The 26,958-nt window shown below is 55.7% G+C and carries 17 protein-coding genes and 3 pseudogenes; 17 read left to right on the forward strand and 3 right to left on the reverse strand.

Annotated elements, in window-relative coordinates; all coding sequences use genetic code 11:
• The first annotated feature begins 15 nt into the window (after nt 1–15).
• The 5 genes from ACFSNN_RS03840 (at nt 16) to ACFSNN_RS03860 (ending at nt 4,626) form a co-directional block, all read left to right on the forward strand.
• Nucleotides 16–1,410: an aminotransferase gene (locus tag ACFSNN_RS03840; RefSeq protein ID WP_134466059.1), complete on the forward strand. Its 1,395-nt coding sequence runs from the start codon at nt 16–18 to the stop codon at nt 1,408–1,410.
• A gap of 67 nt (nt 1,411–1,477) precedes the next feature.
• A complete protein-coding gene (locus tag ACFSNN_RS03845; protein WP_134466058.1) occupies nt 1,478–2,245 on the forward strand; it encodes an amino acid ABC transporter ATP-binding protein in 768 nt (255 codons plus the stop codon).
• A gap of 66 nt (nt 2,246–2,311) precedes the next feature.
• Complete coding sequence (locus tag ACFSNN_RS03850) at nt 2,312–3,118, forward strand: transporter substrate-binding domain-containing protein (RefSeq protein WP_134466057.1); 807 nt, start codon at nt 2,312–2,314, stop codon at nt 3,116–3,118.
• Between the two features lie 92 nt (nt 3,119–3,210).
• Nucleotides 3,211–3,921, forward strand: coding sequence for an ABC transporter permease subunit (locus ACFSNN_RS03855; RefSeq protein ID WP_134466056.1), 711 nt, complete (start codon nt 3,211–3,213; stop codon nt 3,919–3,921).
• Between the two features lie 3 nt (nt 3,922–3,924).
• Complete coding sequence (locus ACFSNN_RS03860) at nt 3,925–4,626, forward strand: ABC transporter permease (RefSeq protein ID WP_208949648.1); 702 nt, start codon at nt 3,925–3,927, stop codon at nt 4,624–4,626.
• A gap of 357 nt (nt 4,627–4,983) precedes the next feature.
• Here ACFSNN_RS03860 and ACFSNN_RS03865 read toward each other — a convergent pair whose 3' ends face one another.
• The gene (locus ACFSNN_RS03865) at nt 4,984–5,466 is read right to left on the reverse strand and encodes an Lrp/AsnC family transcriptional regulator (protein ID WP_134466054.1); all 483 of its coding nucleotides are present in this window, start codon (nt 5,464–5,466) and stop codon (nt 4,984–4,986) included.
• Nucleotides 5,467–5,746: 280 nt separating this feature from the next.
• Nucleotides 5,747–6,042, reverse strand: a pseudogene (locus ACFSNN_RS03870) (IS6 family transposase); the annotation flags it as partial.
• An 88-nt stretch (nt 6,043–6,130) separates the two neighbouring features.
• On the opposite strand from ACFSNN_RS03870, the pseudogene ACFSNN_RS03875 reads away from it, so the two are divergent.
• From ACFSNN_RS03875 to fdhA, 9 genes and pseudogenes are all read left to right on the forward strand, one after another.
• Nucleotides 6,131–6,947: pseudogene (locus ACFSNN_RS03875) on the forward strand (IS5 family transposase).
• Nucleotides 6,948–7,024: 77 nt separating this feature from the next.
• Nucleotides 7,025–7,702, forward strand: a pseudogene (locus ACFSNN_RS03880) (IS6 family transposase).
• Nucleotides 7,703–8,628: 926 nt separating this feature from the next.
• On the forward strand, nt 8,629–9,981 hold the full coding sequence (locus tag ACFSNN_RS03885; protein ID WP_134466053.1) for a DUF1329 domain-containing protein: 1,353 nt from the start codon (nt 8,629–8,631) through the stop codon (nt 9,979–9,981).
• A 66-nt stretch (nt 9,982–10,047) separates the two neighbouring features.
• Nucleotides 10,048–11,844, forward strand: coding sequence for a DUF1302 domain-containing protein (locus ACFSNN_RS03890; protein WP_377688931.1), 1,797 nt, complete (start codon nt 10,048–10,050; stop codon nt 11,842–11,844).
• Nucleotides 11,845–11,895: 51 nt separating this feature from the next.
• Entirely contained in the window at nt 11,896–14,259 is a 2,364-nt protein-coding gene (locus ACFSNN_RS03895) for an efflux RND transporter permease subunit (RefSeq protein ID WP_208949647.1), read from the forward strand.
• A gap of 8 nt (nt 14,260–14,267) precedes the next feature.
• On the forward strand, nt 14,268–15,260 hold the full coding sequence (locus ACFSNN_RS03900) for a WD40/YVTN/BNR-like repeat-containing protein (RefSeq protein ID WP_377779162.1): 993 nt from the start codon (nt 14,268–14,270) through the stop codon (nt 15,258–15,260).
• A 15-nt stretch (nt 15,261–15,275) separates the two neighbouring features.
• Complete coding sequence (locus ACFSNN_RS03905) at nt 15,276–16,475, forward strand: MFS transporter (RefSeq protein WP_134466051.1); 1,200 nt, start codon at nt 15,276–15,278, stop codon at nt 16,473–16,475.
• Nucleotides 16,476–16,509: 34 nt separating this feature from the next.
• Nucleotides 16,510–18,525: a CocE/NonD family hydrolase gene (locus tag ACFSNN_RS03910; RefSeq protein ID WP_134466050.1), complete on the forward strand. Its 2,016-nt coding sequence runs from the start codon at nt 16,510–16,512 to the stop codon at nt 18,523–18,525.
• A gap of 332 nt (nt 18,526–18,857) precedes the next feature.
• Entirely contained in the window at nt 18,858–20,060 is a 1,203-nt protein-coding gene (fdhA, locus tag ACFSNN_RS03915) for a formaldehyde dehydrogenase, glutathione-independent (protein ID WP_377688925.1), read from the forward strand.
• 1,473 nt (nt 20,061–21,533) lie between these two features.
• Here the strand turns inward: fdhA and ACFSNN_RS03920 are convergent.
• A complete protein-coding gene (locus ACFSNN_RS03920; RefSeq protein WP_166799449.1) occupies nt 21,534–22,409 on the reverse strand; it encodes a LysR substrate-binding domain-containing protein in 876 nt (291 codons plus the stop codon).
• Between the two features lie 342 nt (nt 22,410–22,751).
• On the opposite strand from ACFSNN_RS03920, the gene ACFSNN_RS03925 reads away from it, so the two are divergent.
• The 3 genes from ACFSNN_RS03925 to ACFSNN_RS03935 are packed head-to-tail and all read left to right on the forward strand — an operon-like array spanning nt 22,752 to nt 26,942.
• Nucleotides 22,752–25,220, forward strand: a complete 2,469-nt coding sequence (locus ACFSNN_RS03925) for a GcvT family protein (RefSeq protein WP_208949646.1) — start codon at nt 22,752–22,754, stop codon at nt 25,218–25,220.
• A gap of 15 nt (nt 25,221–25,235) precedes the next feature.
• On the forward strand, nt 25,236–25,985 hold the full coding sequence (locus ACFSNN_RS03930) for an electron transfer flavoprotein subunit beta/FixA family protein (RefSeq protein WP_134466046.1): 750 nt from the start codon (nt 25,236–25,238) through the stop codon (nt 25,983–25,985).
• A gap of 12 nt (nt 25,986–25,997) precedes the next feature.
• Nucleotides 25,998–26,942 (forward strand): electron transfer flavoprotein subunit alpha/FixB family protein, encoded by a 945-nt coding sequence (locus ACFSNN_RS03935; protein ID WP_134466045.1) that lies wholly within the window; start codon nt 25,998–26,000, stop codon nt 26,940–26,942.
• Nucleotides 26,943–26,958: the final 16 nt, after the last annotated feature.

Here is a 26,958-nt window from a genome sequence, read left to right on the forward strand (position 1 = left end):
GACTAAAGGAATATCATGGAAAACATCGATCAGATCGCTGAAATGGATCGACGCTCAGTGCTGCATCCGTTTACCTACCTCAAGGACTACGCCAAGGGCGCAAGCGATCCGGTTATCGTAGAGACGGGCAAGGGTGTGCGGATCAAGGACGCAACAGGCCGCGAGTACGTCGACGGCTTTGCGGGGCTCTACTGCGTGAATGTCGGGTATGGACGGACTGAAGTAGCCGAGGCCATTGCGCGCCAGGCATATAAGCTCGCCTACTACCATAGCTACGCTTCGCACACCACCGACCAGCTCGCGAAGCTTTCGGACCGTCTGGTGAAGATGGCTCCGGGAAAAATGTCGAAGGTGTTCTACGGCCTGTCCGGATCGGACGCCAACGAGACCCAGGCAAAGCTGGTCTGGTATTACAACAATCTCCGCGGTCTGCCACAAAAGAAAAAGATTATCTCCCGCGAACGTGGCTATCACGGTTGCTCCGTTGTTTCGGGATCGATGACCGGGCTAAGCTTCTACCATGACTACATGGATTTGCCGATGTCACGGATCCTGCACACAGGCGTTCCGCATTATTACTGGGGCGCAGAACAGGGAGAAAGCGAGTCGGCCTTTGTGGCGCGTCGGGCCGTTGAACTCGAAGCAATGATTGTACGTGAGGGACCGGAAACGGTAGGCGCCTTCATCGGCGAGCCCGTTCTTGGTACGGGAGGCATTATCCCGGCACCCCAAGGTTATTGGCCTGCCATCCAGGTCGTCCTTAACAAATACGACGTTCTGCTGATTGTTGATGAAGTCATCACCGGTTTCGGACGCACCGGAAAGATGTTTGGCTCGACGCTCTATGGTATTGAACCGGATCTCGTCACGGTAGCGAAGGGACTGACCGCAGCCTATGCTCCGCTGTCGGCGAGCCTCGTCAGCGAGAAGGTGTATGCGGTTATGGAAGATGCCACGCCGAGCGTTGGTAGCTTCTCGCACGGCTATACCTATTCGGGGCATCCGATCGGCGTTGCTGCTGCCAATGCGGTTCTCGACATTGTCGAAGCCGAAGCCCTCCCCGCGAAAGCGGAATCTGACGGCGGCTACATGCAAGCTCGCATCAAGGAGCGTTTTGGGAATCTTCCTTTCGTGGGCGAAGTGCGTGGCGTCGGCATGATGGCCGCTGTTGAGTTCGTCGCGGATCCCGAAAAGAAGCTGCGCTTTGATCCTACGCTGAAGGTCGGAGCACGCATTTCACAAGCTGCGCGAGATCGCGGACTGATCGCGAGAGCTATGCCTCATGGCGACATTCTCGGCTTTGCGCCCCCGCTTACGATGACCAGATCGGAGATCGATGAGATGGTGGATATCGCGGGCAAAGCTGTCGATCAGGTCACCCGCGAATTGGGCGAATCTGGCGAGCTTTGAACAGTCGGCTGAACATCTTCGCGGTTTGCCCGGCCCTATACCTCAAGTCCTCAACCTGAATTTATACATGACAGCCTCTCCTATCCTCGAGATTCAAGATCTGAAGAAGCGCTTTGCCGCGGATCTGGTGTTGGACGGTATCAATCTGCAAGTGAGCCAAGGCGAAGTCATTTCTTTGATCGGATCGTCCGGATCGGGCAAGAGTACGCTGCTTCGTTGCATCAACTTTCTCGAGAAGCCGACCTCAGGATTGATCAGTCTGTACGGACAAACTGTGAAGGTGGATCCGGACGGGCGAGGCGTGTTTAACTGTGTCAATTCGGCGGCAATACCGGAGTTTCGAAAACAGGTCGGTATGGTGTTCCAGAACTTCAACCTTTGGCCGCATCGAACGGTCGTTCAGAACGTGACCGAAGCGCTGAGGTTCGTAAAAGGTATGAAGCGCTTCGAGGCTGAAGAAGCTGCCATGGAGATGCTGGCGAAAGTGGGAATGGCGGAGAAACGCAACGCTTACCCTTCCCAACTTTCCGGTGTACAACAGCAGCGCGTTGCCATCGCCCGAGCATTAGCGATGAAGCCCGGTGTGGTCCTTTTTGACGAGCCGACCTCTGCGCTGGATCCTGAGCTGGTAGGCGAGGTTCTCAAAGTTATCCGGAATCTTGCAGACGAAGGCAACACGATTCTCCTCGTCACTCATGAAATGCGCTTTGCCCGCGAGGTATCATCCCGCACCGTTTTCTTGCACCGAGGGAAAATTGAAGAGGACGACACGCCGGAAGTTATCTTCACTTCGGCTCGATCCGATCGGGTGCGATCGTTTTTGTCTCAACACTAGCGGCTGAATCAGATCAGTCCGGTGGCCTGCTTTTGAACCGTCTTTCACTTGTTTGGAGAAAACTGTATGAAACGGTCTTTTCTCTCGCTCGCGATGAGCGCCGCAGTATTGTTCTCGACTTACGCTCCTGCTCAAGCGGCCACCTTGTCCGTTGGGACCGAAGGCGACGCGCCACCTTTTAGTATGGCGGATGCCAGTGGCAAAGTCACGGGTTATGACGCCGATGTAGCTAACGCCATCTGTGCCGAACTTAAAGTGCAGTGCAAATTCGTCGTGCAGTCTTTCAACACGCTAATACCCTCCCTTTCGGCCGGCCAATTCGATGTGATCATCTCGGGTCTCGGTATCACAGAGACTCGCAGGAAGCAGATTGACTATTCGATTCCTTACGCTGGCGTAACCAAGTATTTTGCGGTCAAGAAAGGCTCTCCTCTGCTCCGGGCGACGTCCCTCGACGCGATCAGCAAAGCGCTCGACGGAAAATTGGTTGGTGTTGTAAACGGCACGACCTATGCGAAATATGTTCAGAGGCACTTCGGGAACGCTGACATCAAATCGTATGACTCGGTCAATCAGATGGTCAGCGACCTGCAAAGTGGTCGACTCTATACTGCGTTTAGTGATTCGCCCACGTGGGCCGATGTGATGAAGGCTCCAGGCGGTAACTCAATTACTCAAGTACCCGTTGCGGTGCGCCAAAAAGAGGATCCTGAGATTCTAGGTATCGGCATGGGTGTCGGAATCCGAAAGGGAAATGCGGAACTGAGGAACAATGTGGATACCGCTCTGTGCAGGCTGATCAAAAACGGGACTATGAGGAAGATCAGCGAGAAGTGGTTCCAGGAAGACTATACCATTCCCTGTACGCCCTGACGTTCGAAGCTAACTAGACTTGCGGGCGATGGGAGATGGCGTGTCGTCCCTGCCCGCACGCAATCATTACAAGTTTAGAGCAGGCCACCGCGATGCTTATCGAAACACTACAGTTACTGTATCAGCAGGGCTGGCTAACATCGATTTTCAAGGGAAGTGTTGTCACTATCCTTCTGGGGCTACTGGGCATGCTGCTCGGTATCCTCGTGGCGGTACCTCTTGCAATCACGCGGTGGCGCAGGATCCCGTTCCTGTCTCAAGGCGTCGACGCTTTCACCGGTGTGATTCGTAGCGTTCCCGGCCTACTGGTCATTTATCTGCTGTTCTTCGGCTCGGTCGAGATGGTTGATCGCGTTGGTGAATTCTTTGGGTTTCGCGATGGATTACGTTCAGCGTATAGCTTCATAATGGGAACGATCTCAATTGGAGCGATTTCGGCTGCTTATTCGATTGAGGTGCTACGTGGTGCACTGCAGGCAATTGTGCCCGGAGTTATCGAAGCTGCCCGAGCGCTTGGTTTTACGCGTCTGACGACCTATCGACGCGTTATCGCTCCTCTCATGTTCCGCTACGCCTTAGGTGGTCTCAATAACGTCTGGCAGATGACAATCAAGGACACTTCTCTGGTATCCGTCGTGGGTCTGCAAGAACTCATGCGGGTGTCCGCGATCGCAGCGGGCATTACGCACAGTCCACTTCTTTTTTACATGATCGCCGGTTTCGTTTTTCTTTTCATTACATGGTCTAGTCAACGAGTGTTCAACGTGCTTGAGCGGAGCTTGAATCGCGGATTTAGGAGGTAGGTGATGGGTCAACTGATTGATATGTCCTTGTCCCTGCTATTGCAGGGAGCGAAAGTTACGTTGCTGATTGGCGTCGTGGGAATTGTTGCAGGGTTTCCACTTGGGGTCGCGCTGGGACTCTTGCGGACCGGGTCGCAGCGCGCTTTCACTGCGCTCGGCGACGCGTACAGCGGGTTCTTTCGCGGAACTCCCATGCTCGTTCAGATTTTCATTATCTATTACGGTTTCGGGCAGTTGTCGTTTATTCAGGACACGCCGTCCTTGTGGTGGCTGTTTGGTGATAGCCTGCATTGCGCAATGATGACCGTACTCCTGAATACCATCGCGTATACGTCGGAGATTTTTCGAGGCGCATTCCTCGCGGTGCCACAGGGAACTCTCGAGGCTGCACTCGCATGTGGCATGTCTCCCGCTACCACTCTACGGCGCGTCAGGTTTCCGCTTGCTGTGCGTCAGGCGCTACCTGCATACGGCAATGAGGTTGCCATCGTAATCAAGGAGTCAAGTTTAGCGTCTACTATCACGGTGCTGGAAATCACGGGGCAGGCAAAGCGATTGATGAGCGAGACTTTCGCGATTATCGAGATATTCGCAATCGCTTCGGCGTTTTATCTGGTGATAAATTTCTTCGCGCTATTCGTGGTTCGGTACATCGAACGGTGGCTTTTGGATGGAAAATCGGCATCGCACAGCCCGGCGATATAAAGGCAGGTGACCATCATTCATGCTCGTGCCAGACAAACACCAAGCGGACGTTGATTGGCGCAATACTTATGGAGAGCGGCTCCAACCAAGAAGCATCAATCGCATCATGATTGTGGCACATCGTCGTTGTTGGGATAGTCGCGGCAAGTCATGCGACTACTCACTAAAGCTCCGCTTTCCGCTGCAATCTCGAAAGATCTTTCGATCAGAATAAAGCAATTTGGCAGACGGAATCCTCATTTCCTCTTGAGTTCAACACTTCGTTAAAAAAATGGCGGAGTGGGAAATACCAGGTCAACGCGCCGGTTAAGCGCGGATTGGATAGTGCACGGGATGTAATTTTGAAGCCCTTAGCGCTTATTCGCCGCTCAAGTCGGAAATGTCGATAGGCACGGAGAACCCTACTTTTACCCGATCCATAATCACCATCGTTTTGAATCCTTTGATGTCGGGATTTTCGTAGAAGAATTTACGCGTAAATTTCTCGTAGTCCTCCATGTTCTTGGCAGTGACGATTAGTAGAAAATCGGAATCGCCGGTCACGTAGAAGCCATTCATGACTTCTGGCGTCTGCCGGATAGAATGCTTAAAACGATCGACGATATCCGCTCGCTCGCGCTCGAGGGTTACCATCACGATCATTGATATCGGACGCCCAACGGCCTTAGGCTCCACGATCGACACATCGGCTTCGATCACCCCGTCTGCGCGTAGTTTCTTCAAACGACGCTGCACAGCGGTCGACGACAGCCCGGCGGTCTCTCCTATTTCTTCGGACGTCAGGCGGTTATTCCGCTGAAGCAGAGTAAGGATATTGGCGTCTATACGGTCAATGGACATGTCTTGTATCAATTGGAAACTGCGGATTGGTTAGGATCGCCGGATGTCGCGCGTCTTGAATCGGGGTTTCAAAAGGGATTGAACCTATAAAGCGTCTTGGCTTGCGAGGTTCAATCAACATTATAGGCTGCTCGGTTAATGGTAAGCGCTCAATCTAGCACACGGGACCGATAAAATTACGTGGCGAAGGATCTGCGCCAAGGAAGCTGTCGGGGTTGAGATGAAGCGCAATTCAAAACCGGCGTGGACTGCCTGTTTGACTACAAGGTAGTTATCCTGATCAGGCAACTTTCGCGAGTGTGGCGGTGACAGCCCAACCATGCCATGTGGCGAAGCGTTCTTTGACTGCGGCGCTATGACATGCCGCGCTCATCTGATGTCGGGGTAGCACGAAGTACTGCCGGATCGCGCCGAAGCATGAGGGAAACGCCGGCGTGCGATTTGGATCGCGGAAGCCGCACATGTGGCGTTCACGCCCGCGGCCGCCTTGACGAAGACATGCTTAACCTGAGCCAGCTCGGGAATATCAGACTTCGCCGCGAAATAACTGCGCAGCTGGTCGGTAACGGTGCTCCTTTAAAGGCCAGTTCAAAAAGAGCCCGTGACGGCTGCTTACTTTCCCACTAAACGGTTATCCTTGGAGGCCTGAACAACGGATCAAGGAATGGCAGCACCTATCATCGATGACGAACCGTGGGCACTGATCGAACCGCTACTTCCACCGCCCAAGCCGCGACGCAATCGATACCCTGGGCGTCCGCCGGTCGCGCACCGCGCAGCACTCAATGGCATCCTGCTCGTGCTGAAGACAGGGATGCGATGGACCCATCTGCCGACCCGGTTGGGCTTCGGCTCTGGAGCGACTTGCTGGCGTCGGTTGCACGACTGGCAGCAGGCCGGGGTTTGGGACAAGCTGCACGGGCTGCTGCTCGACAAGCTGCACGTATCTGGCCAACTCGATTTCTCATATGCGGCTGTCGACTCATCGTCCGTGCGAGCCGTTGGAGCAGGCCAAAAACTGGGCCAAACCCCACCGATCGCTCACGACTAGGGTCCTAACACCACATCCTTGTAGACGCGAAAGGCGTTCCTGTCAGCGCGATTCTGACCGGCGCGAACCGCAACGATGTCACGCAACTGCTGCCGCTGGTCGACGCTATCACATCGATTCGCGGCACTCGCGGCCGACCGCTTCGCAAGCCCAAAGTCATCTACGCCGACCGTGGCTACGATTCCGACTCGCATCGCCGCCACTTCGCGAGTGTGGCATCAGACCGGTCATCGCCAGGCGCCACACCGAACACGGCAGCGGCCTCGGCAAATTCCGCTGGGTCGTCGAACGGACTCATTCGTGGCTCCATGGTTTCCGTCGTCTTCGCATTCGCTTCGAACGCCGATCTGACATTCACGAAGCATTCCTCAAACTAGCCTGCTCACTCGTCTGGTGGAACATCTTCAGTCGAGCTGAGCGGCCTTTTTGAACTGACCTTTTATAGAAAACGGGTCTGCGAATCCTGTTTTTACTCCGCCGGGCGTACTTCCGCAGCCCTCCCATGGCATCTATCACCGTCACCGCTTTCCGGCTGGGGTCATCAGCTGTGCGGTTCGATGGTATTTCCGCTTCCAGTTGAGCCTGCACGACATCGAAGTGCTGCTGCTCGAGCGCGGCGTGATCGTCACATACGAGACCATCCGATGTTGGTATGACAAGTTTGGTAAGGGCTTTGCTCATCGCGTCAAAGCGGCGCGACGTAAGCCGGGTAATACATGGCATCTCGACGAAATGTTCGTCACGTTCTCGTGCAGAACCGTATCTGCACTGGAGGGCGGTTTACGAGCAAGGCACCGAGCTTGACGTCCTACTGGAAAAGCGGCGCGACAAAACCGCAACCAAACGCGTTTTCAAGGGCGTGCCGCGTTCGAGTCCGGTTCCACGCAAGATCGTCACTGATGAGTTGCGCAGACACCCGGCGGCCAAAGCCGAGATCCCGGAACTTGCGAGCGTGAAGCACGTGTTCGTCAAAGCGGCAGCCCGACTGAACAACCGGGCCGAGAACAGCCATTAAACGACGCGCGAACGGGAGCGCCGGATGCGCGGCTTCGCGACCCGAAACGCGCGTAGAAATTTCTATCGTGCTTCGGTCGGTTTCTGCAACATTTCGCGCTCAAGCGGCATTTGTTGCGCGCCGCGCTCCATCGCAAACAGCTCGCTGCCCGGCTCGTTGCCTGGCGTTAATTCATCGAACACGCCCAATGGCCTTGGCCGACCCGCTGACCTTGATAAGCTGGCCCTGAGGACTAGATTGCTCAGTCAGAGTTAGCGCCGCAGTTCGCGCTTACCCAAGGCGGCTCTGCAGTTATAACGTATCTCTGCTCACGCCGGGCCTCAGTTTCGTCAAGTTTAACGAACGAAGCTAGCGAATCCTTGACCGCCACATTCCCTACCGGTAGTCAAACGCGATTCACGGTGTAGGTACGGCTGACGAATGGCCGGTCATTCTACTGCACGGGGATTGGGGTGAGGCGGTCGTGTCGGGTGGGTTCGAACCCAGCGTGGTCGTTCGCGTCGAGAGCCTCGTCACCGAGGAGCGAAGCGGGTCGATCAAGCTTTAAACGCAGTTGTTAATTCCTGAGACGGGGCATGAGCGGCTCGATAGCTTTCCATTTGGAGAAGTGTAGCGCAGGACATGGCAAGGGATGGTGAGGGAGTCCTTGGCTCTATTGCGCCGTGAGCGTGTACATGGCGCATGTGGGCTCGGCATCGGATCCCGACGCGCCGACATTTCGCGGCAAGAATACAAGGTGATTTTTTCAGCATGCAAGCAACTGCGCTCGCAAGTGCGGTAGTTCGCGCAGGCAGAGGCCCCGTGGCTTGAGTCAGTGATGCATGCAAAAACCTTACGAACGTTCCGAGCAGACTAAGGGATAGTCTGTAGAGCGCTCAAGTTCACACGTTCGCTGCTGGCGAACGTCTACGGGATGTCCCCTATCGGGAAGACGCCTGAGGCGTTAGCGCTTGCCTGCATGAATTTTCTCATGCTAAGAACCAGAAAAACTGCGTTGCAGAGGCACTTTTGACGTCGTGAAATTATAAAAAAATGGAGTAGATGGTCGGAGCGAGGCCGGTCCTACGAGGTCCAAATTTCAAGGGAGTGGTAGTCGATGAAAGTCTCAAAGGTATTAAGCGTCATCTCCGTGGCACTGTTTGGCGTCGCCGCGCTCTCTAACTGTGCCCAGGCTCAAACAGCAGGCGCTGAAAAAGGGGCGAGTTCCGACGGGCTAGTGCCCGCATTTTCCGGTATTCAGCCCCCTCCGGCAGGCTGGTCGTACGGCAAGGTGCGGGAGCAGTTCTGGGCACATAAAGATGAGAAACCGCTCTACACGGTGACATCCGGCAATGTGGATAAATATGTGGCTAGTCTTTCACCCGGACAGGTAGAGCTCTTCAAAACCAGGCCGGGCTATCGCATGGACGTCTATCCCAGTCACCGCGAGTGCGGTTTTCCGGAGTGGATGCAGGCGAACATGAAGACCAATGCATCGAACGCAACGCTCGACAAAAATGGCGAGTATCTGCAATCGGCCACGTTGCCGGGACTGCCGTTTCCCGACCCTAAGAATGGGGCTCAGGCAATATGGAATCACCTAATGCGTTATCGCGGCGTGGGTATGAGCTGGCAAAAGATGATCACCGCCGTATCGCCACGACCGGGTAGTTCTCAATGGATTATCGCGGAATCGAAGGACAGCGTGTACTACCCGTGGGGAAAGAAGGGCGCCACTCCGGCGGACAAGGTGGACATGCAATACGGGCTCTTCTCTCAGTATAATACGCCTGCGGCGCTTGCAGGTCAGGGGCTGGTGCAACGCTACTATTTCGATAAGCCTAACGACACATACTATTACTTCACCGGGCAACGCCGCGTTCGACGGATGCCGTCATACTCTTACGACGCGCCCCAGATCGGTTTCGAAAACGAGTACACGATCGACGAGACTTCCCTCTTTACCGGCGGGCTTGATCGATTCAATTGGAAACTGGTTGGGAAAAAAGAACTGATCGTCCCGTATAACAACTTCGGGATGTATAACTTCGCCGCGAAGTATGAGGCCGTATTCAAGCCGGAGGGGGTAGACCCCGGCTCGCGCCGTTACGAGATGCATCGGGTCTTTATTGTTGAAGCAACGCTTAAGCCGGACGCACGACATCTTGCAGTGAAGAAGGTTTTTTACATCGATGAGGATTCCGGCCTAATTCTGGCGGGCGAGGATTACGACGCTCAAGGAAAGCTGTGGAAGGTGAAGGAGGGTTATTCGATTCCTGTATGGGAGCTTGGCGGAACATGCGACACCGAGGCTTTCGTCCAATACGACATCGCAAACGGCCGCTACGTGTCGGACGTCTCGACAATTGGATCGGGCTCCGACACGCATTGGTTTGCTGAGTCCGACGACCCAAAATTCAAGGACGATTTCTATACGTCGGACAATCTGAAGAACATCAGTGAACGATAAGCCACGTCGCCACCCACTACGCGGGAAATTAAAATGAAAATCCGTTCTCGGCCCACCAGGATGATCATGGGTTGCCTCGCCGGGCTCACAAGTGTATCCGCGAGCGCATACAACTTTGACACTGGATTGAGTGATCTTCAGGGCTCGTGGGTCACCAATCTGACGGCTGGATTAGGCATACGAACAAAGAGCCCGAGCTGCTCCCTCACCGGAGACCCGACAGCGAACGGATGCGGTAGCGCCGCTAATGTCGCACAGTGGGCGAATGGCGACGCCGGAGATCTGAACTACCGAAAGGGGCAGGCGTATACTGGATACGTCAGTGCGACTAGTGAGCTATTGCTCACGATGCCGGCGGAAGGGTATAAGTTCATGCTTCGAGGTACAGGCATGTACGATTTTCTCGCGAGCAGCACGCAACGAACCGCACTTAGTGCTGATGCGAAAGGACAGATCGTTCAGAACGCGCAGATTCTCGACCTTTGGGCAGAAAAGGACTTCAGGATCGGAGACCAGTCTGCGCATATCCGCGTGGGCAACCAGGTTATCAACTGGGGCGAAAGTTATTTCGCCTTTGGGGGCATCAACGCAACCAACTCACTGGACGTGCAGAAGCTTTTAATACCGGGCACGCAATTGAAGCAAGCGCTTCTACCGGCCCCGATGATCAGCTTCGCTTCTAATTTGCCGGCTGGATTCGCCACGGAAGCCTACTATCAGTTTCAATGGAATAGCAATAAATTCCCGCCCGTTGGTAGCTACTGGTCGACGTCAAATAGCTTCGGCAGAGGGGCATGGCCGGCGACGGCCAATACGAATAATTTCAATGCTGGAGGCATCAACGCCGGAACGATCGCCGGAGGTTCCTCTCAAGATACGAACACCGTCAATAATGTTAACCAGGGGCTCGTGAACGGGACCTACGCGGGACCTCCTTATAACTCGATCGGTATCCCGGTAAACACTGAACTGCCTAACAAGTATCGCCCCCAGTTTGGCTTCAAATTGAGCTACCAGCCAAGAAGTGTTGACATCAATTTCGGCTTTTATTACGAAAACTATACCGACAAGAACCCGGTCTTTTCATCGCAAGCTGACGGTACAGGGAAATTTTCGTACCTGAACAACAGGCAGCTGTTCGGCTTAAGTGCTAACTTCGCGCTGGGCGATTGGGCGATTGGGAACGAGTTGTCTTTCCGTCCGCATGACGCAGTGGCACTCACTGGATGCTTCGGCGCTGGAGGGCCGCTCGACGCGAACACGAACGCTGTTGGGGGTATTGCATGCAACGGCTGGGTCGACAAGAAGCGCTTCCAGTATACGATTAATGGACAGCTAAGTCTGACTCGTAGTGCTTATCCTTTCCTGAAGCTTATCGGTGCCGACGCCGCTTTGTTGACCGCTGAAGCTTCGTGGATTTATTACCCGGGTGTGAGCTCGGACGGTCAAATCTCGAACACAATCAACGGCATTCCTGTGATTCAGGTTCCGGCAGCTGGATACTGGACGTGGCTGACACAGAATCAGGCATTGGGCTATCAGGTTCTCACCGGAAAAGGAACCGCAAACTCGGGTGGCGTCACACTGGATTTTAACCTTACGTACGACGGCACCGTGATTCCGGGTTGGCAGGTCACTCCAGGCGTCACCTTTACGTACGGAGTATACGGATACACACCGTCGTTGAGTGCGAATTACTCCCAAGGGGCGAAATCTGCAAACCTCTACATACTCTTCAATCAGAATCCCACAATCTGGCAAGCAGGATTGAACTACACAGCGTTTTGGGGCGGACACAACACGGTTGGGCAACCTTATGCGGACCGAAACTTTGTTGGACTCTTCGCGACAAGAAACTTCTAGTTCGCTCTTGATAGGGCAAAAGCCTCAGAATGTTGATCAGGAGACGATCAGGTGTTAAACAAAGTGGTTAGCTTCCTTGAGCATCTTGTATTTGAGAACCGCAAAGCGGTCTTGCTGGTAATTGCTGCCCTTTCTGTGTTCATGGCGTCCTTTGCGGTTCAACTCAAGATGGATGCGGGCTTCGATAAACAGATGCCGCTGAATCACGAGTACATCCTGACGTTCAAGAAGTACCGAAACGACCTTTTTGGTGCGAACCGAGTCACGGTGGTTGTCAGAAATCGCAAAGGCCTTATTTGGACGACTTCGGGACTCGAACGTCTTTATCGGGTGACTCAGGCGGTAGCCTTCCTCCCGGGAGTAGATCGGGGCAGTGTTCGATCCTTGTGGACGCCCAACACCTTTGTCAACGAGATCGATGAGGAGGGGTTTCGGGCCGAACCGCTAATCAGTGGGACGGTTACTCCGAATCGCTTGACTGCGCGCATTATCTCGCAGATCCGGACATCGACCACAAACGGCGGGTTCGATGGAGTCCTCGTTTCCCGGGACGGGTCTAGCGCAATGGTGACAGCCGACATCAACGAAACGAACGTGCAGGGAGGATCTCTCGACTACATCGACTTCAACCGGTTGTTGGAGAAAAAGATCCGACAGCCATTCGAGGATTCGCAATATGAAATCCAGATCATCGGCTTCGCAAAGCAGACCGGTGACATTGCGGACGGTGCATCGGCGGTGGTGCTATTTTGCGCGATAGCCCTTATTTTGACGGCAGTGTCGGTTTATTGGTATTGCCACTCGCTTCGTTTCACGCTGTTAGCAATCGGATGCTCGCTTACTTCGTTGGTATGGCAGTTCGGCAGCTTGCAACTGCTGGGATATGGACTTGACCCGCTAGGCGTTCTGGTGCCGTTTCTTGTGTTTGCGATCGGCGTGTCCCACGGCATCCAGCAAATCAATTTCATCATTAGGGAAGTCTCTGAAGGACAGACCACGCTCGCCGCCTCCCAGCATAGTTTCAAGGGCCTCTTGATTCCGGGGACGTTGGCGCTAAGCACGGCTTTTGTTTCCTTCATCACGCTTTTGTTCGTGCCCATACCGGTCGTCAGGGAACTCGCTGTGACGGCATCGATCGGCGTGGCGTTCAAGATCGTGACGAATCTGGTGATGCTTCCTGTGGCCGCCTCATACTGCGCTTTCAGCACGCAGTTTGCGAAAGCAGCGCTCGCGGCTCGAGAAAGGCGATCCGGGTGGCTCCGAGGTATCGCGCGAGTTGCGCGTCCGCGCAACGCATTCATAACGGTTCTTCTCGCTGTCGGGTTGCTCGGACTTTCCGCGTGGGAAAGCAGAGATCGAATCGTAGGGACCCTGCAGCCCGGCGCGCCTGAACTGAGAGAGTCGTCGAGATTCAACCGTGATGCGGTGTCGATTGCCTCAAACTACGCTGTCGGTCTCGACTGGATGAGCGTCGTTTTTGAGGAACCGCGACCTGATGCCTGCTCGAACGCTAACGTGGGTCTGTTTGAAGATGACTTTACCGCACAGATGCAACGGGTCCCAGGGGTGGTCTCAACCGACTCTTATGCCCAGATGTTGAAGAGCTACAGCGAGGGGTATAACGAGGGATATCCGAAGATGTCTGTGGTCCCGCTTGCGGCGGACAACTACGCTGCGCTAAGCGCCGAGATCAACCGCAGTCGTGGGTATATGACGAAAGACTGCTCGATGACTGCCGTCCATCTGTATCTAAGTGATCACAAGGCGTCAACGATTAACAATGTTATCGCGGCCGTCGAGAGATATCGTCATCAGAACCATCTGAGCAATGTGTCAATCCGTCTCGCGGGAGGAAATATCGGAGTGATTGCGGCGGCAAATGATGCCGTCAGCAAGGCCGAATTGCCGATGATGCTGTATGTCTACGCTGCGATTCTCGTGCTCGTTTTCCTGGCCTACCGGGACTGGCGTGCAATGATTGCCTGTTGCGCTCCTCTGACCGTTGCAACCTTCGTTGGCTATTGGTTCATGAAGGAGGCGCAGATTGGTCTAACGGAGGCGACGCTTCCTGTGATGGTGCTCGCCGTCGGAATCGGTGTTGATTACGCCTTCTACATCTACAACCGGCTCCAGCTTCATCTTGCAGCAGGGGACGACATCGTCACCGCAGTCGAATCCTCCATACTGGAGGTGGGAGTCGCGACTGTATTTACAGCCCTCACACTTGCTGCGGGGGTGATCACTTGGAGCTTCTCGTCCCTGAAGTTCCAAGCTGACATGGGGCAGTTGATGGCATTCATGTTCGTGGTCAATGCCGGCATGGCGATGACTGTCCTGCCGGCGTTGGTCGTCACGCTCGAACGAATGTTCCCGAGACGCAAGCCAGTTCGCGTCCCGGGGATCCTAATTCATTGAAAACGATCATGTACGGAAAAATTCACAGGGTTTTGCTTCGGGTTTCGCTCGCGCTGTGTGCGATGACGTTGCTTCCGAAAGCTCATTCGACGGGCGTACTGCCGGAATACCCATTGCAACAAGCTCGCGCGTGGGTCGACCCGGGGCATTCGGTGATACTAGGAGCCACTCGGGCAGAAACGCGAATTGTGACAGTTGGGGAACACGGCATCATTCTACTTTCCGATGACGAGGGAAGGACTTTCCGCCAGGCGCGCGTCGTTCCCACTCGCGCGACGTTGAACGACGTCGCGTTCGTGAACGCGCGAGAAGGGTGGGCGGTCGGACATGAGGGTATAGTCCTGCACACCAACGATGGCGGCGAGACATGGTTGCGTCAGCGCGTGGATACAACGACGGATCAACCGCTCTTTTCTGTTGCGTTCATCGATTCGAGGCATGGCATTGCCGTTGGACTGTGGTCGCTTGCATTGCGTACAGACGACGGCGGCGCACACTGGACCAATTTTGCGCTGCCGTCCGGTCCCGGAAAAAATCAGGATCGCCTGAATCTTTATAGCGTTGCCGGCACAGGATCTCAACGGGGCCTCCTTGTGACCGCAGAGCAGGGGGTGGTATTCGTTTCCTCTGATGCTGGTGAAACGTGGAAGCGGCAACAGACGGGCTATACGGGCAGCCTATGGACTGGGCTCGCGTCACCGTCCGGGACATACTACGTTGCCGGGCTGAGAGGATCGGTTTACCAGTCGCGAGATTCGGGAGAGTCGTGGCGGCGCTGTAGTAGTTCGACTAATTCATCGATCACACGACTCGTCGCCGACGGGACGAAAATCGTTGGTGTCGGACTGGACGGTACCGTTATTACCTCGTCAGGTGGTGACTGCATTTTTACAGTAACGCGTTCGCCGTCTCGATCGAGTTTTACCGCTGCGGTGTTCGATAAGAATGGGAAAGCGGTCCTGTTCAGTAAGGACGGATTGCAGGAATCGCAACGGAACTAGTCAAGGAGACTCGTCGTGCAAAAACTTCACAATGGTGGCCTTATCTCCTTGACGGCTAGCATGATGACCGCGTTGATGGGCGCCTATGCTCTTCCGTATGTTGTCGGCGCGCTGGCGAAGAAACCAGGACTGCCGCTAGCAGGCGCAGGGTGGATCGGAGGAATCCATATATGGGCGATTGCAATGGCGGCATGCTTAACCTCTTTCCTATTGAAGCGGATTCCGTGGAGAGGCACGGCTATAGCAGGCGGAATGCTTGCGGGAATTTGCTGGGGCATGTGCGGCCTCGAGACGCGACCGGCCGCATTGATCGCCTATCAAATCGGCGCAGGCATTGGCGGCGGCTGCATGCTGACCGTAGTATCGGCGGTCGTTGCTGGAACCGGCGACTCAGAGCGCATCTACGGACGCGTCTATACAATCATGTCGCTTGCATTTGCGGCAATTCTCTATGCATTACCGCTGGTGCAAGAGAGGTTTGGAAGCGATTCGCTGTTTTCGGCGATTGCGTTGACAGTTTTCGCGATGACATTGGCTGTTACTGCGCTTCCGAGGACGAAAGTCGTTGCTGACACCGCAGTAAATGAGAGTTTGCGCGATCGGCGTGTGCCAATTGGCTGCCTCTTTGTTTCTATGACGCTCGTGTACGCGATGTTTGGTGGCTGTTACGCCTATTCGGAACAAGCGGCTGTGACAATAGGACTGTCTTCCAGCGGAATAGGCTGGGTCTTCGCATTGTCGACCGCAGCGGCTACCGTGGGCGCGCTGCTGGCGGTCGCACTTGGGACAACTGCGGGGCGGACGGTGCCATTGGTAACTGGGACTGTCCTCGCAGGGACTGCGGACTATCTGATCCTCGCGAGTCACGGTGTCACGGGTTACGGCGCTGGTATGGTGCTTTACGGCGCTGTGACGATGTTCTTCAATTCGTATGCATACGGCGCTGCTGCAGCCTTAGATCCGCAGGGTAGGGTTGTGGCGGCCCTTCAAGGATACTCACTTATTCCTTACGCCTTGGGCGCAGGGCTGATAGGCACGCTAACGACGCACCTCTCGATGGGAAATGTAGGGTTGGTATGCCTGCTGATCAATATTGCCGGTGCCGTGATTGTTGTGCCCGCACTTATGGTTGCAGATAGGCGATCACAAGATTTCAGATCTTCGCGAGACGCGTTAGCCGGTATCCCGCGAGAAGTGAAAGCTTTAAAGTCGTAGATTGCTGATAATCGAAAGAAATCCGGAAAACGTGATGAATAATGCTGCAGGCAAACGATTCTGCTTTGTCCGGGAAGTACCCCACTTCTGGATTACGCTAAGCGATGGAACGCGTCTATCGGCACGAATGTGGTTGCCAGAAAATGCGCACCTACAACCGGTGCCCTCTATCCTCGAATATCTTCCGTACCGAAAGCGAGATGGGACTGCATTCGTGGACGAACAGACCCATCCGCTATTGGCCTCGCACGGTTACGCTTGCTTGCGGGTCGACATACGAGGAACCGGTGAGTCGGATGGGCATCTTTTGGACGAGTACCTTGTACAGGAGCAAGACGACGCGCTCGAAGTCATTGAATGGATTCGCACTCAAGAGTGGTGCACCGGTCGCGTCGGAATGCTGGGCATGTCATGGGGTGGGTTCAGTGCGTTACAGGTGGCGGCGCGTCAGCCGATAGGGCTCAGTGCAATTGTGACGGTCTGCTCCACCGTCGATCGTTACGCGGAAGATGTGCATTTCAAGGGTGGAAATCTGCTGCTCGAGAACGTTGCCTACGGCGGCATGATGATGAGCTATTTGGCCATGCCAGCGGACCCGCTCCTCGTGGGCGACGGATGGCAGGAACAGTGGTTGGATCGACTAAATAACGTTCCACTGATGCTTGAGAACTGGCTCGGTCATCAAAACCGCGATGACTACTGGAAGCACGGCTCAGTCTCTGAAGATTACCAATCGATCAAGGCCGCTGTCTACTGCGTTGGCGGGTGGGGCGATGGTTACAGAAATAGTATCGCCAAGATGCTGGCGAATCTAGGTTGTCCCACCAAGGCGCTCATCGGCCCTTGGATTCATGCGTACCCACATCTGGGCACTCCGGCTCCGGCGATTGACTTTGTGCTGGAAATGGTGCGTTGGTGGGACTACTGGCTGAAAGACCTAGACAACGGCATCATGGACGAGCCGAAGGCGACCTTCTACATACCAGACGTACTTGCGCCGGCGCCGGCCTACAGTAGCCGGCCAGGGTTTTGGACAAGGGCTTCAACTTTCCCTCCGGCGGAAAACACCTGCATGACATTCTCGTTGACCCAAGCAGGTGTGATGACCCTAGGTGAGCAGGAGCTCGCTTCGGAGATTCGCGTCCAGACGCCTGTCACGACTGGCACGCAACTAGGAAAGTTTTGCGTGGTGTTCGGCGGTCCGGAGGGACACGCTGATCAGCGTCGCGACGACGCCGTATCAATGTGCTTCGATACGCCTGTTCTGGCTGAGGCGCTCACCTTGGCCGGCGCAGTGATGCTCGAATTACGAATCGCAGCGAGTCAGCAGTCCGCGCAGCTTGTGGCTAAATTAAGCGCGGTAGCTCCGGATGGCGCGGCAACACTGCTCACGTACGGTGCGACACGCGTACGACCCAGCTTAGAGAAGAGTGACCGGGAAAGTCTCGACACTGAGCAAGGCACTGACATTCTTTTGGCGATGGATGACGTCGGAGTAACTATTCCAATGGGGTACAAACTGCGGCTCGCACTATCGACGGGCAGCTTTCCGCTGTTGTGGCCGAATTCCACTTGCTCAGCGGTGACGCTGCGACCAGGTCGGCAGCATCTGCATTTACCGGTATTCATCGGCGGAGCCATCACTTGTCCATTCGAAGATGCGCCTGCTTTTTCAGAGGTCGACATGGAAGGCGTTCGCGCGCCGAGCCTAACTCGAACAATAAGTGAGGACATGGGGGCCGGCCGCGTTACGGTAGAGATACGTAACGATCTTGGTCAGACGGTCTTCACTGATCATGGCTTGTGTACCGATCAGCTTGTCCAGGAGTCGTACGCGGCACTTCATGACGACCCTCAATCGGTTGAGGCAAGGCTTTCGTCCACGAACAGGCTAAGTCGTGGCGACTGGAAAATTGAAGTGAACACATCCTTGTCTCTTTCAAGCGATGCTGAAAACTTCATGATCGATGCGTCACAAGTTGCGAAGCTTGGTGACGAGGAAGTTCACCGACGAAACTGGCATCGACGCGTTCCGAGGACATCCGCATAGGGAAAGACAATTTTCGTGTAGAGCGTTTTTGGTATTTGTAGGAGCGACTGTGTGTTTCTTACCGACATATGTATTAGTCGCAGTCGTTGGCGTTGACAAGTCGGCAAGTAGCCAGCGGTCTAGCATCGCACTGATTGCGTCCGCTGCAAACCGTGGCGGCACCAAGATTTGGATATAGGTTGGTCAAAGGCACCAAGGGCCGGGAATCGCCGCATTGAAAGTAAAGTCCGAGGATGGGGGTATCACTTACGCGGCGTGATGACTTATTACGTGTGACTTACGGCGCGTCGATCTGACCGCTCTGTTCTAACCGCATGACATTGGGAGACAGCATGTCAGGTAATCGTGGAGTTGTTTATATCGGGCCGGGAAAAGTCGAGGTTCGCAGTATCGCTTTTCCGGAGCTCGTCGATCCCGCTGGTCGCAAAGCCAGCCACGGCGTCATTCTTCGGGTGATTGCCACCAATATCTGTGGATCCGATCAGCACATGGTTCGCGGTCGAACGACCGCTCCTGCTGGACTCGTTCTCGGGCATGAGATCACGGGTGAGGTACTTGAAGTCGGATCCGATGTTCTGACTTTGAAGAAAGGTGATCTGGTTTCCGTCCCGTTCAACGTAGCATGCGGCCGTTGTCCTATGTGCAAGGCGCAAAACACTGGTGTGTGTCTCGGCGTGAATCCCGCGCGCGCGGGGGGCGCTTACGGATATGTTGACATGGGTGGCTGGATTGGAGGTCAGTCCGAGTATGTGATGGTGCCGTATGCCGACTTCAACTTGCTTAAATTCCCCGACCGCGATCGTGCGATGGCCAAGATTCGAGACCTCACTTGCCTGTCGGACATCTTGCCGACCGGCTATCACGGTGCGGTAACCGCCGGCGTCGAGCCCGGATCGACTGTATATGTCGCCGGCGCCGGCCCGGTCGGGCTGGCTGCTGCAGCCTCTGCACGGCTGCTGGGGGCCGCCGTCACCATTGTTGGCGACGTTAATCCGGCGCGGCTCGAGCACGCACGGCGCGTGGGGTTCGAGACCGTAGACCTTTCCGAAGACGCCTCCCTCGCAGACCAGATCGCGACGTTGCTCGGAGAGCCGGAGGTCGACTGCGCGATTGACTGCGTTGGCTTCGAAGCGCGCGGCCATGGACATTCAGGTTCGCAAGTCGAAGCACCTGCTACTGTTCTAAATTCGCTCATGGAAGTCACCCGTGCGGCCGGCAAGATCGGCATCCCTGGCCTGTATGTAACGGACGACCCCGGCGCGGTCGATGCCGAAGCGAAGCACGGAAGCCTGTCAGTGCGCTTCGGTCTCGGCTGGGCAAAGTCACACTCGTTCTTCACTGGCCAGACCCCGGTCATGAAGTACAACAAAAATCTTATGCAAGCGATTCTGTGGGATCGGCTGAATATTGCCGAGGTCGTGAACGTGACCGTCATTGCGTTAGATCAGGCACCTAGTGGCTACGCCGAATTCGATTCCGGCGTACCAAAGAAGTTCGTCATCGATCCGCACGGCGGCCTGAGAGACGCTGCCTGATCCATTGACGGCACCGATAGCCGGCAAAGGGATACGGTAGCGGGCCTCTGGGCCGGTCGAAAGGCCGGCCCCGTTTCGTTTCATCATACTCGGCCCGTAGAGTCGCCTCGCCGGGCGCACGCCGCAAACGGACGGTTGATAACGTGAGCCCTTCTCAGTCGGCGAGGAAGAAAAAAAGGTGCCAGCCGGCCCGGACGTCAAAGGGTGGAAGCAATGAGCGAACGAGTCAAAAAACTTACCGTCAAGTAATGTTCGCGTCCTTGCGCTCGGAGCGCTGGACGTCGCAGCGATCTCCTCCACCAGCGCTGCGTTTCGCTGGACATTCCGGCTCATCAGTAAGCGCGTCCTCGTCACCGCGTAGATGTCGTCGTTCAGGCTGGCTAGTTTAGTGCACAGCAAGTGAATGCTGGACGCAACAGTGGACGACTGTATCAACCGACTTTTCCGCCGGGACTGCGGTGGCGGATCATCGACGGACAGTGCTGTTGGGGATACTTCACGCATGGAGGATGTGCCGTTATTTGAAGTGGTCGCGCCGCCGGTCGGCTGCGTTGCGGATGAACAACGCCTACTACTCCCTTAGAGCCGTTTCTAAAAGCACGATGAAGTCGAGATAGGTGGAGAAGGGTAATGGAAAGAGCAGAACGATCGTTGAGGGTAATGGTCCGAGATTGGCTGTCGCCAGACCCTGAGCGAGGCTTCAGAGTCAGCCACTATGGACGATCCAGGATTGGACGGTACGCTTGTGTTGTCGCAGACAATGGCACAGGCTCGAAGGCGATGTTCTTTTATCGTCATCGAGATGGAAACTGGTGCATCTTTCCACCAGAACCCGAAAGACCCGCGATGGGGATCCCGGATTCTTGTTAATTGGCAAGCGTAGCGCCAGCAACGGCTTGACTGGAGATTGCGATCTTCACACTGGGGCGCGGAGCCGATTGACGACGACCCATGGTGTGAGTTCATCGATGAGATTATACGCATGGTCGGCAATACGAGCACGTAGCGCAGATACGCCTCGCGGACGAGACCGAGGAGTTTTGCGGTGCCAACGACGCCGTGAATCGTGTCCGCACGCTCGCCGCCGGACTCTGTACCAACGAACAGATGCCTGAAGGCGATCCGGATCGGATCCACCCGATCGATTCAGGCGTTCTTGAAAGGATTGGAGATCTGCAGTTCCGAGCTGCAGAGACCACTGCTCGAAAAACGGTGGAGTCAATCGATGGAACATCACATTGTCGGGCGTTATCGCGGATTCGTTATCGAAGCACACATCGAGCCGCGGGAGGCCCGTTTGTGCGGCGGTATCGCGCTAACATATCGCGTCACGTGGTCATTGCGTAGAATGACACGAAAACCACAACTGAAGCTCGACGGCATCGCCACCGACTGGGCGCCGCTTAGAACCATGCGCAGTGCCGCGCCGCCCGGGCGTTCAACACCGCCATTCAGTGAGCGACGCTTGACGCGTCATGTCCAGATGCTTCGCTTCCCAAAGTCGATTAGCCATTCTAGGAAGGTCTGAGCCGGTCGGCTGAGCTCCTCCGCGTAGATGATGTATTCGCTCAATCCAGTTTTCACTGAGACGTCGAGCGGGCGCACGAGGAGATTTTCGCGGTCTTCTTGGGGAACGCCGTAGGCCCATGCCAGAGCAATACCTTTCCCGCTGCAAGCTGCCCGATAGACCAGGTCATAGTTCGACAGGGTCAGGTTTTTCCGCACTGCGCTAGGTTTTACGCCGGATTTCTCGAGCCAAGTGTCCCACGAGTTCGACTCAGCAGTGTCGGAATCGTATTCAATCAGCTCGCAAGAAACTAAGTCCTGGAGGCTTTTGATTTCATGCCGCTGCGCGTAGGACGGGGCGCAGACAGGAAAAATTTCCTCCTCGAAAAGCCTGACTTTCATGAGGTTCGGCCAGTGCCCGTCGCCATATCTGATCGCGAGATCGACCGGTTCCTGCCATGGGTCGACAGGTGTGTTGCTGGCCAGGACGCGGATATCAATCGTGGGATGCTGACTGCGGAACTCAAAAATGGCCGGCATCAACCAAAAGTTCGCCATTGCATTGCTTGCTGCGATCGTTACGGAACTGGTGTCCAACGCCTCGATCATCGTCACTGCGCGCCGGATGGTGTTCAGGCTCTGAGCGATGGCCTGCTGAAAGATCAGTCCGGCACGCGTCAGCTGAATTTCCTTATGCCTTCGATTGAAGAGCGGCACCCCCATCCGCTCTTCCAGTACCTGAATTTGCCGGCTCACAGCGCCCTGTGAGAGGTGGAGTTCTTCGGCCGCCTTCGTGAAGCTCAGCAGACGCGCGGACGCCTCGAAGGCAGAGATCGTATTCAACGGCGGTAGTCGTTTGCGCGGCGTGGGCACCTCGTGTTCTCCAGGAGTTTCTGCATTCGAATCGCTGGCCTACTGCGCCAGCAACCTTAATTTAATGCATTCAAAATTTGCGGGCTAGAAACTGCGCCAACTCGTGGATAAGGGCATACCCTAAGCTGCTCCGATTCAAGGTCGGCAGGGCACTTGGAAATTCCCCGACATATCAGGGCCTTGGTTGGCAAAGCGCTGTTGCATGAATATTTGCATCCAAAGACTCAACTCTTTTGGGTTTCCCCATCATTTCTGGCTGCCTAAGTTAGCGCTATTGCGGCTTGCACCTGTCGTGGCAGGAGGCGACACACGGTGTTGCAGGTCGAGGATGTCAAACTGTTCCATCGTGGCGGAAAAATGAAATCTCACTATCAGGCTGTCGTGATCGGCGGTGGCGTAGTTGGCTGCTCCGTTCTCTATCACCTCACGAAGTTCGGCTGGAAAGACGTCGCCTTGCTCGAACGTAAGGTTTTGACCGCTGGATCTACGTGGCATGCTGCGGCAGGCTTTCACGCGATTAACAGTGATCCGAACGTAGTGCGACTGCAGGCGTACACGATCGCGCTGTACAAGGAAATCCAGCAAGCAGGTGATCAGGATGTCGGACTGCATGTGCCGGGTGGCATTACGATCGCCGCGACGCCCGAGCGCTGGGACTTTCTGCGAACGGAATGGTCGCGGCATCGTTTCATGGGCATCAACAGCGAACTGATTACGCCGTCCGAGATTGCCTCGCTTTGTCCGCTCATTGATACGACGGACGTCGTCGGCGGACTTTGGATGCCCGACGACGGGCATCTTGACCCGTACGGCGCGACTCACGCTTACGCGCGGGCGGCAAAGAAACAAGGCGCCGAGATTCACCAACAGACCAAGGTCGAACGGTTGGAGCAGCGCCCAGATAGTTCTTGGGATGTCTACACGGATAAAGGCGTAATCCACGCCGAGCATGTAGTCAACGCGGCAGGTCTATGGGCGCGCGAGGTTGGGATGATGGCGGGCGTGAAACTGCCTCTTATTCCGATGGAGCATCACTACCTGATTACCGAGGCGATTCCCGAACTCCAGCAATTCGGGAAGGAAATCCCCGTCGTCGTCGATCTGGACGGCGAGATCTACATGCGCCAAGAGCACAACGGGGTCCTCTTCGGGGTGTACGAGAAGAATGCGACTCCATGGTCGCTCGCCGGAACGCCTTGGGACTATGGCGAGACTGACCTGCTTCAACCAAACTTGGAGAAGCTCGAAAACGAACTCATCAAGGGGTTCGAGCGTTTCCCAAGCGTAGGAAATGCAGGAATTAAGCGCATCGTGAACGGCCCGTTCACTTTTACGCCTGACGGTAATCCGCTGGTGGGCCCCGTGCGTGGCAAGCGCAATTACTGGGCGGCCTGTGGCTGTATGGCTGGCTTCAGTCAAGGCGGCGGCATGGGACTCGCACTCGCGCAGTGGATGATTCACGGCGAGCCGCAAGACAACGTCTATGGGTTCGACGTAGCGCGCTTTCCGAAGCTGACGCAAAACTACGTGACGGCCAAAGCCAAAGAATTTTACGAACACCGGTTCTACCTCGCGCGCCCGAACGAGCAGTGGCCGGCTGGGCGTCCGATGAAGACGACGCCGCTCTTCGACCTTCAGAAGCAGAAAAACGCCGTGTTCGGCGTCAGCTACGGACTTGAGACTCCGCTGTGGTTCGCGTCACCCGGCGAGCCACCATACGAAACGCCGACGTTCAAGCGCTCGAATGCGTTCGATGTCGTTGCCGCAGAGTGTGCCAACGTTCGCAACAACGTGGGTCTGTTTGATGCGAGCGCATATGCGAAATATGAGGTGACGGGACCCGGTGCACTCGCATGGCTCGACCGCATGTTTGCATCGAAGATTCCGGCGGTGGGGCGGGCTCGATTGGCGCCCATGCTTGCCGAATCGGGACGTCTCATGGGCGATCTCACTATTCTGAGGCCGGCCGAAGACACCTTCTTGATCACCGGCTCGGGGTACCTGCAAGAATGGCACATGAGATGGTTTGAAGACCATCTGCCCTCTGATGGGTCGGTATCTGTTCAGAACCGTAGTGATGCGCTCTCAATGCTGGCAGTTGCGGGGCCGAATGCGCCTGCACTTATTAAGCGTTTGGTCGGCACAGACGCATTTGAAAGGTCGAAGCCGTTCCTTTCCGTCACATCTGCGGAAGCGGTCGTCGTTCCGGTGACGATGGCGCGCATCTCGTTGACTGGTGAGTACGGCTATGAACTCTACTGCGAGACTTCCTATGTCCGCAGCCTGTACCAAGAGCTCTTCGCACTGGGAGCGGACCTCGGTCTTCGTGAATATGGCGTCTGGGCTTTGCTATCCATGCGTCTTGAGAAGGGATTTGGAATCTGGTCGAGAGAGTTCGCGCCGGAATACAGCCCTTTCATGAACGACCTTGCGCATTTTGTCGACTTTGGCAAGGCGGAATTCATTGGTCGCGAGGTGGCCTTGCGTGCCAAAGACGAGCAACCTCCGCACAAGCTGGTTTTGCTCGAGGTGGCGGCTACTGACGCTGACGCAACCGGCTTTGAGCCTATCTGGCTCGATGAGAAAGTCGTGGGGTTCACCACGTCCGGTGGATATGGCCACACGGTCAAGAAGAGCCTCGCTATGGGCTACATCGAGACTTCGGAAATCGATCCCAATGCGAAATATGAAATCCACGTTCTCGGGGAAAAGCGGCGAGCATGTCTCCTGCCTGAGATCCCATACGATCCGACTGGCGCACGTATGCGCGCGCCGAAGTAAGGGAAGGAGAATCCGATGAAGATTTTGGTCTGTGTGAAACGGGTCGCTGACCCAAACGTGAAGGTTCGCGTGCGGAGCGATAAGACTGGCGTTGACCTCTCGAACATCAAGATGACGATCAACCCGTTCGACGAGATTGCTGTCGAAGCGGCCATCCGCTTGAAAGAGCGAGGTGTCGCCACTGAAGTCGTTGTCGTCTCGTGCGGCCCGGTTGCTTCTCAGGATGCGTTGCGCACCGCGCTTGCAATGGGCGCCGACCGGGGAATTCTTGTGCAGACGGATGCGGAACTGCAACCACTCGCCGTTGCAAAGCTCGTCAAATCGATTGTCGGGAAAGAGTCCCCCGAGGTCGTTATGCTCGGTAAGCAGGCGATCGACGACGACGCTAACCAGACGGGGCAGTTGCTGGCAGCGCTCCTGGACGTCCCGCAAGCGACGTGCGCATCGGCAATTGAGCGAGACGGGGACCGGATGCTGGTCACCCGCGAAACGGACGATGGTCGTGAGACGGTCGAAGTGTCCCTTCCGGCCGTAATCACCGCAGACTTGCGATTGAACGAGCCTCGATACGTCACGCTGCCCAACCTTATGAAAGCGAAGAAGAAGCCGCTCGACACGCTGGATGCGGCGAGCCTCGGCGTAGACATCGCACCTAAATTCACGACGGTCAATGTCGAAGAGCCGCCCGCCAGAAAGCCAGGTGAGATTGTCTTGGACGTGGCGGCCCTAGTTGCGCGCCTGCGTCAAGAGACGGCATCAAACTAAAGGAGACATACCATGTCAATTCTTGTAGTCGCGGACGTGGCCGACGACGTATTGCTTCCTTCAACCTTCAATGCCATCACGGCGGCGCGCCAGATTGCGGCTCACGCCAACTGCGAGGTGCACCTGTTTTTGGCGGGGCATCAGTTCGATTCCAGTCTGGAGGCGGCCTCGAGAACCGGATGTGAGCGTGTTTTTGTCGCTTCGTCCGACTGTCTCGCGGACCGGAATCCGGAGAGTGTGGCAGCGACCATTCTGGCACCGGAGCCGAACGAATATACGCACTATCTCTTCAGTTCCAGCAACTTCGGCAAAAGCGTGGCTCCGCGCGTCGCGGCAAAGCTTGACGTCGCGCAGTTTTCAGATGTGACCGCCGTGTGTGGTGAGTCAACGTTCGAACGACCGACATATGCAGGTAACGTGATTTTACGCGTCGAAGCACACGACAAAGTGAAGGTGCTGACCGTTCGTTCTGCAGCCTTTGCGCCTGCGCCAGCATCGGAAACTGAAGTTGAAATCCAAGCAAGCCCGGCTGTCGAGCACCCGAACAGAAGTCGTGTCAAGGAGCGCTTTACCGACACGTCCGACCGGCCCGATCTCGCTTCGGCCAAGATCATCGTGTCCGGGGGGCGCGGATTGGGTAGCAAGGAAAATTACGAAACAGTACTCAACCCGCTAGCAGACAAACTGGGCGCTGCCCTCGGCGCCTCTCGTGCCGCCGTGGATTCGGGCTTCGCGCCCAACGACCATCAGGTCGGACAAACGGGAAAGATCGTTGCGCCCGACGTCTATGTCGCGATCGGTTTGTCCGGAGCGATTCAACACCTTGCGGGAATGCGCGATTCAAAACTTATCGTCGCCGTGAACTCCGATCCGGACGCACCTATCTTCGGCGTAGCAGACGTCGGTCTTGTCGGCGATCTGTTCGAGGTGATTCCCCAGTGGCTCGCCACGGCTTAATGGGAAAGACGAATGC

Source organism: Paraburkholderia dipogonis (genome assembly GCF_042680985.1).
Lineage (GTDB): Bacteria > Pseudomonadota > Gammaproteobacteria > Burkholderiales > Burkholderiaceae > Paraburkholderia > Paraburkholderia phytofirmans.

What these genes read in the sequence shown, in the direction of transcription:
- ACFSNN_RS03930 (WP_134466046.1), top strand. Translation starts at nt 25,236, where the DNA reads ATGAAGATTTTGGTCTGTGTGAAACGGGTCGCTGACCCAAACGTGAAG.
- ACFSNN_RS03860 (WP_208949648.1), top strand. Translation starts at nt 3,925, where the DNA reads ATGGGTCAACTGATTGATATGTCCTTGTCCCTGCTATTGCAGGGAGCG.
- ACFSNN_RS03840 (WP_134466059.1), top strand. Translation starts at nt 16, where the DNA reads ATGGAAAACATCGATCAGATCGCTGAAATGGATCGACGCTCAGTGCTG.
- ACFSNN_RS03900 (WP_377779162.1), top strand. Translation starts at nt 14,268, where the DNA reads ATGTACGGAAAAATTCACAGGGTTTTGCTTCGGGTTTCGCTCGCGCTG.
- ACFSNN_RS03865 (WP_134466054.1), bottom strand. Translation starts at nt 5,466, where the DNA reads ATGTCCATTGACCGTATAGACGCCAATATCCTTACTCTGCTTCAGCGG.
- ACFSNN_RS03855 (WP_134466056.1), top strand. Translation starts at nt 3,211, where the DNA reads ATGCTTATCGAAACACTACAGTTACTGTATCAGCAGGGCTGGCTAACA.
- ACFSNN_RS03885 (WP_134466053.1), top strand. Translation starts at nt 8,629, where the DNA reads ATGAAAGTCTCAAAGGTATTAAGCGTCATCTCCGTGGCACTGTTTGGC.
- ACFSNN_RS03935 (WP_134466045.1), top strand. Translation starts at nt 25,998, where the DNA reads ATGTCAATTCTTGTAGTCGCGGACGTGGCCGACGACGTATTGCTTCCT.
- ACFSNN_RS03910 (WP_134466050.1), top strand. Translation starts at nt 16,510, where the DNA reads ATGAATAATGCTGCAGGCAAACGATTCTGCTTTGTCCGGGAAGTACCC.
- ACFSNN_RS03850 (WP_134466057.1), top strand. Translation starts at nt 2,312, where the DNA reads ATGAAACGGTCTTTTCTCTCGCTCGCGATGAGCGCCGCAGTATTGTTC.
- ACFSNN_RS03890 (WP_377688931.1), top strand. Translation starts at nt 10,048, where the DNA reads ATGGGTTGCCTCGCCGGGCTCACAAGTGTATCCGCGAGCGCATACAAC.
- fdhA (WP_377688925.1), top strand. Translation starts at nt 18,858, where the DNA reads ATGTCAGGTAATCGTGGAGTTGTTTATATCGGGCCGGGAAAAGTCGAG.
- ACFSNN_RS03845 (WP_134466058.1), top strand. Translation starts at nt 1,478, where the DNA reads ATGACAGCCTCTCCTATCCTCGAGATTCAAGATCTGAAGAAGCGCTTT.